14 protein-coding genes and 1 riboswitch are annotated in these 13,221 nt (G+C 50.5%); of the genes, 2 read left to right on the forward strand and 12 right to left on the reverse strand.

What is annotated here, in order from left to right; translation table 11 throughout:
- Positions 1-133 precede the first annotated feature (133 nt).
- The 8 genes from BQ2674_RS05190 to BQ2674_RS08585 all read right to left on the reverse strand — a co-directional run bounded on the left by BQ2674_RS05190 (position 134) and on the right by BQ2674_RS08585 (position 7,007).
- A complete protein-coding gene (locus BQ2674_RS05190; protein ID WP_205407613.1) occupies positions 134-412 on the reverse strand; it encodes a hypothetical protein in 279 nt (92 codons plus the stop codon).
- Positions 413-898, reverse strand: coding sequence for a hypothetical protein (locus tag BQ2674_RS05195; protein ID WP_075572765.1), 486 nt, complete (start codon positions 896-898; stop codon positions 413-415).
- 257 nt (positions 899-1,155) lie between these two features.
- Positions 1,156-3,114, reverse strand: coding sequence for an ATP-dependent zinc metalloprotease FtsH (gene ftsH, locus BQ2674_RS05200; protein ID WP_187364807.1), 1,959 nt, complete (start codon positions 3,112-3,114; stop codon positions 1,156-1,158).
- Between the two features lie 77 nt (positions 3,115-3,191).
- A complete protein-coding gene (gene hpt, locus BQ2674_RS05205; RefSeq protein ID WP_075572767.1) occupies positions 3,192-3,731 on the reverse strand; it encodes a hypoxanthine phosphoribosyltransferase in 540 nt (179 codons plus the stop codon).
- Positions 3,724-5,103, reverse strand: coding sequence for a tRNA lysidine(34) synthetase TilS (gene tilS / locus BQ2674_RS05210; RefSeq protein ID WP_075572768.1), 1,380 nt, complete (start codon positions 5,101-5,103; stop codon positions 3,724-3,726). Before tilS ends, hpt begins: the two co-directional genes overlap by 8 nt.
- Before the next feature lie 8 nt (positions 5,104-5,111).
- Positions 5,112-6,023 (reverse strand): Ppx/GppA phosphatase family protein, encoded by a 912-nt coding sequence (locus BQ2674_RS05215; protein ID WP_075572769.1) that lies wholly within the window; start codon positions 6,021-6,023, stop codon positions 5,112-5,114.
- Between the two features lie 90 nt (positions 6,024-6,113).
- The gene (locus BQ2674_RS05220; protein WP_075572770.1) at positions 6,114-6,506 is read right to left on the reverse strand and encodes a S1 domain-containing RNA-binding protein; all 393 of its coding nucleotides are present in this window, start codon (positions 6,504-6,506) and stop codon (positions 6,114-6,116) included.
- A gap of 132 nt (positions 6,507-6,638) precedes the next feature.
- On the reverse strand, positions 6,639-7,007 hold the full coding sequence (locus tag BQ2674_RS08585; protein ID WP_316244727.1) for an FtsB family cell division protein: 369 nt from the start codon (positions 7,005-7,007) through the stop codon (positions 6,639-6,641).
- A 161-nt stretch (positions 7,008-7,168) separates the two neighbouring features.
- On the opposite strand from BQ2674_RS08585, the gene BQ2674_RS05230 reads away from it, so the two are divergent.
- Positions 7,169-8,575, forward strand: a complete 1,407-nt coding sequence (locus tag BQ2674_RS05230) for an FAD-binding oxidoreductase (RefSeq protein WP_075572772.1) — start codon at positions 7,169-7,171, stop codon at positions 8,573-8,575.
- A gap of 59 nt (positions 8,576-8,634) precedes the next feature.
- A riboswitch (FMN riboswitch) is annotated at positions 8,635-8,750 on the forward strand.
- 82 nt (positions 8,751-8,832) lie between these two features.
- A complete protein-coding gene (locus tag BQ2674_RS05235; protein ID WP_075572773.1) occupies positions 8,833-10,050 on the forward strand; it encodes a bifunctional 3,4-dihydroxy-2-butanone-4-phosphate synthase/GTP cyclohydrolase II in 1,218 nt (405 codons plus the stop codon).
- A 49-nt stretch (positions 10,051-10,099) separates the two neighbouring features.
- Here BQ2674_RS05235 and BQ2674_RS05240 read toward each other — a convergent pair whose 3' ends face one another.
- The 4 genes from BQ2674_RS05240 to BQ2674_RS05255 all read right to left on the reverse strand — a co-directional run bounded on the left by BQ2674_RS05240 (position 10,100) and on the right by BQ2674_RS05255 (position 13,220).
- Positions 10,100-10,765, reverse strand: a complete 666-nt coding sequence (locus tag BQ2674_RS05240) for a Crp/Fnr family transcriptional regulator (protein WP_235828821.1) — start codon at positions 10,763-10,765, stop codon at positions 10,100-10,102.
- Between the two features lie 182 nt (positions 10,766-10,947).
- Entirely contained in the window at positions 10,948-11,418 is a 471-nt protein-coding gene (tnpA, locus tag BQ2674_RS05245; protein ID WP_075572373.1) for an IS200/IS605 family transposase, read from the reverse strand.
- A gap of 182 nt (positions 11,419-11,600) precedes the next feature.
- Positions 11,601-12,041: an Lrp/AsnC family transcriptional regulator gene (locus tag BQ2674_RS05250; protein WP_075572775.1), complete on the reverse strand. Its 441-nt coding sequence runs from the start codon at positions 12,039-12,041 to the stop codon at positions 11,601-11,603.
- A 120-nt stretch (positions 12,042-12,161) separates the two neighbouring features.
- Complete coding sequence (locus BQ2674_RS05255; RefSeq protein WP_075572776.1) at positions 12,162-13,220, reverse strand: FAD:protein FMN transferase; 1,059 nt, start codon at positions 13,218-13,220, stop codon at positions 12,162-12,164.
- Position 13,221 lies beyond the last annotated feature (1 nt).

The following is a 13,221-nucleotide window of genomic DNA, read 5'->3' on the forward strand; positions in this document are numbered from 1 at the left end:
ATCATATCATACATACTGCCTGAAGGTACAATTTTACAGATAAAAATAAGAAGGACTCCCTGTATGCCGATTTTATCAATAAATCAACAGGAAGTCCTTCTTTATTGTAAGAGCGATCTATCTATTTATTTTATTAAATTCCGACAAATACTTCGACTATTCGTCTGATTTTTTCAAGTACGGATTCTTTTTTCTTTTCTCTTGCACCGCCTCTTCTTGATGTAGGTGGTAATAGTCCATCCAAGTCGTCTCCTGCATAGTCTACATAGCCTTTATTTATAGATTTTTCTATAAAGAATTTAGCTCCTTCTTTAACTGGGGTAAGGTCAGGGGCGGTCTTATTATTATGTATCCTGACAGGCTGACGGCACAAAGAAAACAGTCCGTTATTTCTTGTTATAGAAGACCGCATTTACAGACTTTTCTTCATAGACTCCCACTGTCCTTCATGATATATCTTTATATCTGCATCATTTCTTGTTTTTCCCAATAAAATCAATACGCCATATTTGTATTTATATTCATCCTCATCGCAATAATCTTCAATCTTCTTCTTATCATCTTCTTGTTTCGAATTCCACCATGGCTTAAATTCCATTACTATAAGGTTCTGATCCTTACGACCTCTCTTATGTACGATCAAATCAGTACAGCTTCCGTTAGATCTAGAGCGCGTTTCTTTTTTATCATTTATATTACGATTGTATTCTGTATCCACATTGAATGACGGAAGTTCTTTCTTAACAATTTCATTTATATATATGCTATACTTGGATACAATACTCCGCTCAGATAGATGATTTTCTTCATTTCCATTATTTAAAATTAAATACTGATCCTTTTCATATAGTTCATCTAATGCTAATGAAATTATCGTTCTAACATCTTCGATCGTCATGACAACCTCCATTTATATGCCTATATGTCTAAAATAAACAATAATATTATATTTTTTCTTAATTAAATATAACGTTCACACTATCATATCGGGTTAGTGTTATTTAAGCCGATTGTAACATAAATTAGAAAAGCCAGAGTCAGAATCTCGCGGCAAGATAGAGCCCCCACAAATTAATAACGTGCAAAGAAAAGGAAAATACAACCATAATGGCTATATTCGCCTTTCTATTTCCTAAGCCTTGCGACTCATATAGGTTATTCTTTTGTTTTTTCTTCTTTATTCATGCTGTTTGACAGGTCATTACCCCAAGGGCTGACGTTTTTCGCCGGCGCTTCCGTTTCCGGTTCTGCCGCGGTTTCACCGAGTTTATCCGTATTCGGCGCTTCTTCAGGTTCCGCTTTTGTTTCTTCCGGATTTTCCAAGGAGCCGTAGCGCATAATATTATCCACTTGCTGACGGTTGATCGTTTCCACTTCCATCAGGGCGTCGGCCATGTGATTCAGGGCATCGCGGTGTTCTTCGAGCATTTTGATAACGTCGTCATAGGCCTTGGTAACGATATCGTGCATTTCCGAGTCGATCAGTTCCGCCACGCCTTCACCGTAGTTCCGTTCGTGGCCGAGGCTCTTGCCGAGGAAGACCTGGTCCTGCTGTTCGCCGAAGACCATGGGGCCCAGTTTGGAGCTCATGCCGAGGCGCATAATCATTTGCCGCACAATATGCGTAACGCTCTGCAAGTCGCCCGACGCGCCGCTGCTGATTTCGTTGAAGACGATCTGTTCCGCCGCACGGCCGCCCAAGGCGACGCGAATTTGCGCCAAATAATAGGACTGCGTTTCGTACGATCTGTCTTCTTCAGGCAGCATCATGGTGTAACCGCCGGCACGGCCGCGCGGAATGATCGTGACCTTGTGAACCGGATCCGCTTCGGGCAATAAGTAAGCAACGAGGGCATGGCCCGATTCGTGCACTGCCGTCAGGCGCTTTTCCTTGTCGCTGATGACATGGCTGCGCCGTTCCGGACCGAAGGCGACTTTTTCGCTCGCTTCTTCCAATTCATTCATGCCGATGATTTTCTTATCGCCCCGGGCCGCGAGGAGGGCCGCTTCATTCAAAAGGTTACTCAAGTCGGCGCCTGTAAAGCCGGGCGTCTTCTTGGCAATGGTCTTTAAGTCGACATCCTTGCCCAAGGGCTTTCCCTTGGCATGGACGCCCAAGATAGCGACGCGGCCGCGCAGGTCGGGCCGGTCTACAGTAATCTGCCGGTCAAACCGTCCGGGCCGCAGGAGGGCCGGGTCGAGAATATCCGGCCTGTTCGTCGCCGCAATGGTGATGATGCCTTCGTTGGCACCGAAGCCGTCCATTTCGACGAGGAGCTGGTTAAGCGTCTGCTCCCGTTCGTCATGACCGCCGCCCAAGCCGGCACCGCGCTGACGCCCTACCGCGTCTATTTCGTCAATAAAGATAATACAGGGTGCATTTTTCTTTGCCTGCATGAAGAGGTCACGCACGCGGGAAGCGCCGACACCGACAAACATTTCTACAAAGTCCGAGCCGCTGATGCTGAAGAAAGGTACACCCGCTTCACCCGCTACGGCTCTGGCAAGCAGTGTTTTACCCGTGCCGGGAGGCCCGAAGAGGAGAACGCCCTTGGGAATCTTTGCGCCGATGGCGTTATATTTTCCGGGATTACGCAGAAATTCTACGATTTCCGATAATTCTTCTTTTGCTTCATCTGCACCGGCCACGTCCTTGAAGGATACTTTCACCTTTCCTTCACCGTGCATCTTGGCGTGGCTCTTGCCGAAGTTCATGACCCGGCTGCCGCCGCCCTGTGTCTGCTGCATAATGAAGAACCACACGGCCACGAGGATGAGAATCGGCAGTACGGCCGTAATCAGGCTCATCCACCACGACGGCTGTTCAGGCGGCTTGGCGACAACATTGACTTCCGCTTCGCGCAGGGCCGGCAAGAGGGCCGCGTCCGTCGGCGCGTATGTCGTAAAAGACGAGCCGTCCTTCAGCTGTCCCGTAATGGCATGATCCGCCGTGATTTGCACGGAATCAACCTTTTTCTGCTGTACTTGTGCCAGGAAATTCGTATATGTAATTTCGGACTTGTCCGTACGATTGCTGATGAACGCGTCGATAATCGTCGCGGCCACGACAATGAGCAATAAATACAAGCCGACATTTCGTACAAATTTACTCAAAATAGGACTCCTTTCCTTTTCTATATAAAAACCGTGGACATTCCTATATTATCATACTTCCGTCGTCGGAACAACAATCAGCCCTTGTAAACGGACTCTTTCAAAATACCGATGCACGGCAGGTTACGGTACTTTCCGGCATAATCCAGGCCGTAGCCGACGACAAAGGCGTCGGGAATTTCAAAGCCGTTGTAGTCGACGGTCACCTTGGCCCGGCGGCGCGACGGCTTATTGAGCATAGTCGCAATTTTAACGGACGCGGCGTCACGGTCTGCCAAAATCGGTTTCAACCGGCTCAAGGTCGTACCCGTGTCAATAATATCTTCGATGATGAGAACATCTTTGCCGGCAATATCCGCATCCAAATCTTTGCGTATCTTTACAAAGCCGCTCGAATCGGTGGAGTCTCCATAGCTGGAACACACCATGAAATCAAATTCGACGGGCACGTCGATTTCCCGCGCCAAGTCGGCAAAAAAGGTGACAGCACCCTTTAAGATGCAGCAGAGCAGGATACTTTTGCCTGCATAATCGGCCGTAATCCGCTGTCCCATCTCGTGCACGCGCGCGGCAATTTCCTCTTTTGTGAGCAATACCTTTTCCAAATCTTTATGCATTCGTATGTCCCTCCCGAAAAGTACAAACCGCCGCGCCTGCCGAGCAGCCGGCAAGATTTATGTCGGCACTCCGGCCAAAGACGAAGAGAACCGCGTTGCCGTCACACAAAAGAGGTATCTCACCTCTGTGCGCTGCAGGTACTTTTTTTTCGTTAAAGTATTTTTTTAATGATTTATGATGACCGTTTTTTAAATAAATTCTCTCACCGCCCCGGCGATACCGCAGGCTAAGCAGCTTATTCACATATTCGGGCGCGAGGAAAAACTCATTTTTCTGCAGTTCATAGTTTCCTTCAGGCACCGGTCTTACACACAGGTGCAAAGAGCCCAGAGCATATTCGCCCGTCCCCTGCACGACTACCTCTGCCGCCGTCGGGACGGCCCTTTTTTTCTCCCGCTTCACAGGGCCGGCAAAGCGGATTTCATCATTCGCCACGCTGACGGTCAGCTTCTTGAGACGAATTTCCTTGCCGTTTTCCTTTGCCAAAAGGTCTCTGACACGTTCGACGAAATCAAAGCTTATGTCCTCGCCGTCCCCTTTGACGGCGGCACCAAGACGGCGAATGAGGCGCCGTCCCAATGCCGGATGAAGACGCTGCAAGGCCTCACGACGCACGTAATATTCACCGTTCTCACGGCGGACGAGGCGGGCAAAGAGGTCTTCCGTTTCACCTGCCAGGTAATCGTCTTCAGCCCGGCTTATTTCGGCAAACCGGTTCAGTCCTGCCGCAACGGACGGATTGTAGGCCTTGAGGAGCGGCAAGAGGTCCAGGCGAATACGGTTGCGCGTGTATCGGCGATCTTCGTTACTTTCGTCTATACAATAGGGCAGGCCCCGGTCTCTTATGTAAGCCCGAATTTCATCACGTGTAAGGCATAACAGGGGCCGTATGACACTGCCGTTCTTCGGCTGCATACCGGCCGCGCCGCTCGTACCGCCGCCGCGCAAGAGATGGAGAAGAACCGTTTCCGCCTGATCGTCCGCATGATGGCCGACGGCGACGGCGGCCGCGCCAAACCGCTGCAGGCAGTCCGCAAAAAAAGCGTACCGGGCAACCCGTCCGGCCGCCTCCGTGGAAACTCCCCGTTCCTTAGCCAAGGCGGCCACGTCGACACGCGTGCTGCAAAAACGGGCACCGAATTTCTTCGCCTGCGCTTCCACAAAAACAAGCTCTTTATCTGCAGCCGCCCGCAGGCCATGATGCACATAGGCCGCAACGAGCGTCAGGTTCCATCGCTGCCGCAGCGTCGCCATGAGATGAAGGAGAGTCATGGAGTCGGGGCCGCCGGAACAGGCGATGATCAACGTCTGCCCGGCCTGCAGCAAGTCGTTGCGCTCACAAAAAGACGCCACTTTTTCCGCTGTCTCCATTTTTCCTCCTAAGGCTGATAAATCCGGCAGGCGTCGTAAAAGGCCTGCTTATAGAAGACACCTTCCAATAAATCCTGTTCGCTCACCGTAATTTCATTTATACCGTAGTGCTCCATATACGACTCGGCAATGACGAGACCGGCGAGAATAATAGTGCGCCGCTGCGGCATAAGGCCCGGCACGCGGCGCCTGTCGTCATCGCTCATGGCGACGAGGCGGCGCAGATGACGACTCACGTCGTCCTTTTGCAGCACATAGCCTTCAACGCGCTGCGGATCGTACACTTCCATGGCCGCGTCGATTGCCGCCAAGGACGTCAGCGTACCGCCGACACCGATGAGTATCTCCGGTTTTGCCGGTTGCCGCAGCCAGGCACGGTCACAGCGTTGCCGCATGACATTAATATCTTCCGGACCGATTGTTTCCGACCCGGTAAGGCGTACGGCGCCTAAGGGATAGCTGTGCGACCACGTGACATGACCGTTCTTGCCGAGGGTCGTTTCCGTACTGCCGCCGCCGATGTCGAGGACGGCGACAAGCCTGTCGTCCTTAACGGACGACGTGGCGCCGCAAAAGCTGAGGGCCCCTTCTTCGGCACCGGATACGACACGGCACTGCCAGCCGAACCGCCAGCGCACTTCCGCCAAAAAAGCCTGACCGTCCTTTGCTTCCCGCACGGCCGAAGTAGCAACGGCGCAAACGGGAATGCCCTGGAGCTCGCGATTCCACTCTTCCATAACCGCCAAGGAATTGGCAATGCCGTCGGGCCAAAGGCGTCCCGTCTCGGCCAGACCTTTAGCGAGCCGCGTCGTCGCCATTCGCTTCGGATAAAACCGCCACGCGCCGTCTCTAAAAAGTCCCTGCATGAGGCGCAGCGAATTGGAACCGACATCGACGACGGCATATTCTGTATCTGTCATAGCTCGTATAGACCCCCTGTTGCGACGAAAAAAAAAACAAAAAGAGCATTCCCTCAGGAATACTCCCGTTGCCCGTCACTGTTAAACAACCTAGTTGGCCCGGCGCGCGCCGCGTCCGCCCCGTTTGGATTCCGTATTCCGTTTCAAGTCGCTCAACCGAGCTTCACTATCCTTCAGGAACCGGCTCAATTGGTCTTCAAAAGACGCAGGCATACTCGTCCGGCGCCGCAACTCTTTTTTACCCTCATTTTCCTGCGACTGTTTAATAGATAAGCCGACTTTACCTGTATCGTCAACGGACAATACTTTGACCGACACTTTCTCGCCTACCTTCAAAAAATCATGTACATCTTTTACGTACTCATTTGCCACTTCCGAAATATGTACAAGACCGACCTTCTTCTCCGGTAATTCGACAAAAGCGCCGAATTTCGTAATTCCCGTAACGATGCCTTCCAGCACGTTTCCCGTTTCAATTGCCATGCTGTGTACTGATTCCTCCTTATAGTACTGAACGTTTACAGCCATTATACCTGTCGCAGGTGAAAAATTCAATTATTATTTTAGAATATACGCTATACATACAGTACGAGAAAAGTAAATAAAAATGCGGCCTTACTGCTTATACGGAATTTCTCCCTGTTTGACCAGTCCGAACTGTTTACGAGCCCGCTGCCTGAGCTCATCCGGATCGACGAGTTTCTCCTTTTCATTGAGGAGTCTGCCGTTTTCCTCGCTCAGCTCCTCTTCCTGCCTGACCGTATTCTTCATATCGCCGCGAATTTCCCAGAGCACATAGAACCGGTTCAAGAGAAATGCTCCACCTATAACGAGAATAAGGATGATAAATTTTTTATATAAGGACGTTTGCTTTTTGGGGGCTCGTCTTCGCCTTGCTACACGCATACGGTCCGGTCGGGTTCGTCGTTCTGCCGCCATTTGACTCTCCTTCGCTACATAAACCATTCTCTTGCAGTATAGCATTATTTTTCTGCAAGATAAAGGGCATCTTTATGCGCAGCAGAGCCATATTTCCATATTTATGCAATATCTTCGGCCCGAAAAGCGGAAAAAGCGGAGACGTCCGCCTTTCCGATATAGTATAATAAAGGACATCAAGCTTTTGAGGAGGCACACATAAAACCATGAAATATACACCCTTATCAACGGACATCTTGGCCGCACTGAAAGCGATTGTAGGCGAAAAGAACCTTATTACCGACGCAGACAGGCTCCAACCGTATTCGCACGATGAAGTGGCCAATCCGGCCTACCATCATATGCCGGAAGCGCTGGCCCTGCCGGAATCGACCGAACAGGTGGCGGCCATCGTAAAGCTTGCCAATGAGCGCCGCTTTCCCGTTATTCCGCGCGGTGCCGGCACAGGGCTGGCCTGCGGAGCCGTCCCCATTTACGGCGGCCTCGTCGTGTCCTTGGAAAAGATGAACCGCATTTTAGAAATAAACGGCGATGCCCTCTACGCCGTCGTCGAAGCGGGCGTGCGCACGTCGGATTTACAAGCAGCCGCAGAAAAAGAGGACCTCTTTTATGCCGGTGATCCGTGCAGCAGCGACTCGTGCTGCATAGGCGGCAACATCGCCACCAATGCGGGCGGCAACAGGGCCGTAAAGTACGGCACGACGCGCCATCAAGTGCAGGAGATTACGATTGTCAACCCGCTCGGCGAAATTGTCCGCCTGGGCAGCCGCCTGAAGAAGCAGTCTACCGGTTATTGCCTGGATCAGCTCGTCATCGGTTCGGAAGGAACCTTGGGCATCATTACGGCGGCCACGGTCAGGCTCCTGCCGAAAGCACCTTATATGCTGGACATTCTGGCCGTTTTCAAGAGAGCCGACGATGCCTTGAATACAGTTCAGCAAATTCTGAAAAGCGGCATTAAGCCGACGTGCATCGAATTCATCGACACCATCACCCTCCGGTCCATCGAAAAATTTCTGCAGACGACCGTCCCCGACAGTGAAAGCGGCAATCCCCTGATCATTGAGCTCGAAGCGGACAGCGAAGACGAGCTCGACGACAAGACGGTCCGCCTTGACGAACTCTGCACGGCCGGCGGGGCCGTCAACGTCCTCGTGGCCGACTCGGAACGCATTTGGAAGGTGCGCAAGTCGTACAGTGAATCCATTCGTTCCGAAAGCCGCATTGTCGCGACGGAAGACATTGTCGTCCCTGTGGACAGAGAATTGGATACGCTCCACTTCATTCTGACGCAGGCCGAAAAGTATAACCTCACGACCCGTATTGCGGCTCATGCGGGAGACGGCAATATTCATCTCAACATCTTAAAGCTGCGGGACGACGACTACGACGAATGGAAGGACCGAACCGACCGCAATCAGGCGGAACTCTTCACGTACGTCTATTGCGCAGGCGGCCGCCTTTCGGGTGAACACGGCATCGGCTATAAACGGCGCCACCTTATGGAACGCTTTGCCGATCCGGTGGAGCTGTCCATGATGCGTGCCGTCAAGAAAGCTCTCGACCCGAACAACGTTTTAAATCCGGGAAAAATATTTACGTTGGACGACTGATATGCTCTTGCATTTCACAGGTCACATCAGTATAATAAGGACGAAAGACAATTATATTTATATATCTTCAGGGCAGGGTGAAATTCCCGATCGGCGGTTACAGTCCGCGAACGCGTTGCGTAGATTCGGTGCGATTCCGAAACCGACAGTATAGTCTGGATGAGAGAAGATACGGTTACCTATTATGTTCCCATTACACCAATACGCCCTGATATCCTTACGGACATCAGGGCTTTTAATATTCAGGAGGCCATATTATGATAGAGAAAAAACAGCAATGCAACACCATAGAAGAAGCACTTGAAGACCTGCGCGCCGGTCGTCTCATTATTGCGACGGACGATCCGGAACGGGAAAACGAAGGTGACTTCATTTGTGCCGCTCAGTTCTGCACAACCGAAAACATGAACTTCATGGCGACTTACGGTAAAGGGCTTATCTGTATGCCCGTCAGCCGGGAATATGCGCGCAAGCTGAATCTTACGCCTATGGTCACACAAAATACGGACAACCATGAAACGGCTTTTACGGTCACTATCGACCACGTCGATACGACGACGGGCATTTCCGCAGTCGAACGGGCCTTTACGGCACGCAAGCTCACGGACGAAAATGCCCGTCCCGAAGACTTCCGCCGTCCGGGCCACATGTTCCCGCTTATCGCCAAAAAAGGCGGCGTTCTCACGCGGAACGGCCATACGGAAGCGACGGTCGATCTCATGCGCCTGGCCGGGTTGGAACAGGCAGGCCTTTGCTGCGAAATCATGGCCGGCGACGGCACGATGCTGCGTACGTCGGGCCTGCGTGAATTTGCCAAAAAGCACCATATCAAGTTCATCACCATTCGAGATCTCCAGAACTACTGCCGCCGTCATGACCGCCATGTCATTCGCGAGGCCGAAGCGAACATGCCTACGCACTACGGTGACTTCAAAATTTTCGGCTACGTCAACGACTTGACGGGCGAACACCACGTGGCACTCGTCAAGGGGAATATCGGCGACGGCAAGCGCCTCCTCTGCCGGGTTCACTCGGAATGCCTTACAGGCGACGTCTTCGGCTCATGCCGCTGCGACTGCGGTGAACAGCTCGCCGCCGCCCTATCACAAATCGACAAGGAAGGGCGCGGTATCCTTCTCTACATGCGTCAGGAAGGGCGCGGTATCGGCCTGATCAACAAGCTCAAGGCCTATGCGCTCCAAGATCGGGGCTACGACACGGTAGAAGCGAACGAAAAGCTCGGCTTCGCCCCGGATTTGCGTGAATACTGGATTGGCGCGCAAATCCTCCAGGACCTGGGTGCCCGGGAACTCCGCCTGCTCACGAACAATCCCGAAAAGATTTACGGTCTTGAAGGCTTCGGTGTAGAAATTACGGAACGGGTTCCCATTGAAATGGTACCGCAGCAATTCGACAAATTTTACTTGGAAACAAAGAAAAATAAAATGGGTCATATCCTGCCCCATCTTCATTAAGAAATGCAACAAACCTCTCCTGTGCACTTGTACGGGAGAGGTTTTGTTTTTACTGAAAAAGCGTGAATGTATCCTTGTGGTAGGATATGAGGCCGTCTTTTTGCATGCGGCTCAATTCGGCCGACATGGCGCTCCTGTCGACGGAGAGGTAGTCCGCCAGCTGTTGGCGATTAAATTCGATGGTAAATGTTGCCTTGCCGTGCTGCCGTGCCTCATCGGACAAATAAGCCATCAGTTTATGCCGTGTCGAACGCTGGGATATATAGCGGATTTTCTTAGTGAGGAGAAGGTTTTTTTGCGCCAGAAGACAGAGAAGATTGTGCACCAGCTTGCGCCCGGGCAGACTGAATTCATCCGTAGCTTTAATGACGGAGGCTACGTGAATGAAAAGGATATCCGTGTCCTCGACGGCGATGACGTCGACAATAGCCTTTTCTTCAGGCAGGGTCGCAAAGGCTTCGCCGAAGAACTGGCCGGCCTGCATAGCCGTGAGAATATTGCGGTTGCCCCAATAATCTTCCTGCACAATATGAACCTGCCCGGAGAGGACAATGCCGATTGTATTGATATCATCACCGGCATAAAAAACGAAGCCGCCCTTTCCAAAATGCCGTCTCCGCGCACCCATATGCTGCAAAAAGGGTTCTACCTCTCTTTCAGCAATGCCCGTAAATAAAGGCGTCTTGCTTAACAGGGACACATAGCTTTCCATCATTACCACCTCAAATACAATACGAATCGGTTACTGCCGCAAATGCACACGTTTCCGCGCTTGGGACACCACTTACAATAACCATCCACCCGCATAGCGGGTGGTTTTTCTGTTTCGGGCATAGCCCTAACGTTAAAGGCAGCGCACAAGTGCGCTTTTTATTGGCCTGCCAGCCACGCACGGGGTTACTTGCTACCCGTAAACGGGTCTTGCGGGTCAAATAAACTTAATTGATCGCTCTCTTTATCTGCTTTCAACTGATTCTCTATATATTCTTTTATCGCTTTTGTATTTTTCCCTACCGTATCCACATAATATCCTTTGCACCAGAATTGCCTATTCCGATACGCAAATTTCATATTCCCGAACCGTTGGAAGATCATCAAACTGCTTTTTCCTTTTAGATATCCCATGAAACTTGATATACTCAATTTCGGTGGAATACTAACCAGTAGGTGGATGTGGTCCGGGCACACTTCTCCTTCTACAATGTCTACGCCTTTCCATTGGCATAATTGTCTAAGTATATCCCGGATAGCTCCTCTTTTTTCTGCATAGAATACTTTCCTCCTATACTTTGGCGCAAATACGATATGGTATTTACAATTCCATTTTGTATGTGCTAGACTAGTTCCAACATTAGATTGCTTTGTCATCTTAATGTCCTCCTCATGTCATAGTTTTGCGTAACTGGCAGGTCACGCCTTTATCCTATCACATGAGGAGCTTTTTTGTTTTCCTCATCGCTTAAGCTCTTTTGAACCACGCGACTATCGCGTGGTTTTCGGATATACAAAAAAACGGGAAAGGGCAAGAGCCTTTCCCGTTTTTTTTTGCATTACACGTTCCACTCCTCTTTCAGTGTCGATAAACAGAGGAAAGTTTGTGTCGACGTGACTGCAGGGATTTCATTGAGTTCTTTCATAATGAAATCCTCCAAGTCGTCCGGCGTCTTGACGAGTACCTTCAAAATATAGTCGAAAGCACCTACAATATGATGGCATTCGAGTACTTCCTTAAAGGTGACAATGCGTCTGCGAAATTCGTCATCCGTCGAAGCCCGTTCGACCGTTACCATGATGAAAGCCGTTACGTTATAGCCCGTCTTGCGTCGGCTGAGCTTGACACCGTAGCCTTCAACAATGCCGTTGTGCTCCATCTTGCGGATACGTTCGGCAACTGCCGGAATGGACAAGCCTACTACCTTGCTGACTTCCGTTGCGGACACCTTACCGTTGCGTTTCAGTATTTCCAAAATATGCTCGTCAATATGATCCATGTTTCTACCGCCCTTTGCGAAAAATTTCGTTATTCTGTTGTCATTATCTTATATTATGGCAAAAAAGTAAATATGAAATGCGAAATTCATATATTCTTTATATTTTCTCTTCTACCGGACTTATTCACTATAGTGAAAATCGCCGTTCACATCGGAAAGATGACTCCTAAACCCGTCACTGACATATACAGTTCCGTCTGTTGACGTAATTTCTCCCTCCACGCCGTCAAGGCCGTTAAGAAAAGCCATGCCCTTTTCGGGACCTAAGACGAAGAGAATTGTCGTCAACATATCGCTGAGCATACCGCCGTGTTCCACATCGGCAGCGACGAGGACGGAATCACTCATGACGCCGCTGCGCGCAGGATATCCCGTCTTCGGGTCAAAAATATGGTGGTAGCGAACACCGTCTTGAACGAAAAAGCGCTCGTAGTCGCCGGACGTGGAGATGTTTTCATCACTGACGGAAACGACTCCCAAATATACGTCCTTTGCATCGGACCGGGGATGTTTTATGCCGATGCGCCAATCGCCGCCCTTTTGATTCTTGCCGAAGGCGAACATAGAGCTGGCGCCGAGGTTGATTAAGCCGTCTTTAATATGGTGCTTTTCGTAAATCCTGCGCACTTCATCAACGGCAAAACCCTTGGCAATACCGCCGAGATCCAAACTCATGCCTGCCTTGGCCAGCATGATGCCGTGATCTTCAGGACGCAATAAAATATCTTTATAGTTGACAAGGCTCTCGGCAGCAGCCACTTCCGCCTCTGTCGGAATATGCTGTTTGTCCGTACCGATGCCCCACAGATCCGTAAGGACGCCGGTCGTGATATCCCAGGCACCTTGTGATTTTTCAGAGTAATTTTTGGCAAATTCGACCATTTCATATATTGCCGGGTCAACTTGCACATAATCTTTTCCGGCTGCAGCATGAATCCTGCTAATATCGCTGTCCGATCGCCGGGAACTTGCCAGTTTGTCGAGTTCCCGGATTCTTGCGAAGCCTTCTTCTACAGCTTCCTTTGATTCCTCCCCCGTCGCTTTCAGGTATACCGCCGTATCCATGGCGACACCGTTCTTATCATAAGACTGCTCCGAATGTAAACTACATCCGGAGCAGACTGCTGCAAGAATGGGGATGAAGACGGCAACGAAAAATTTCGCACATCTGTTACCCATG

Source organism: Megasphaera coli, from assembly GCF_900095855.1.
Taxonomy (GTDB): Bacteria; Bacillota; Negativicutes; order Veillonellales; family Megasphaeraceae; genus Megasphaera; species Megasphaera massiliensis_A.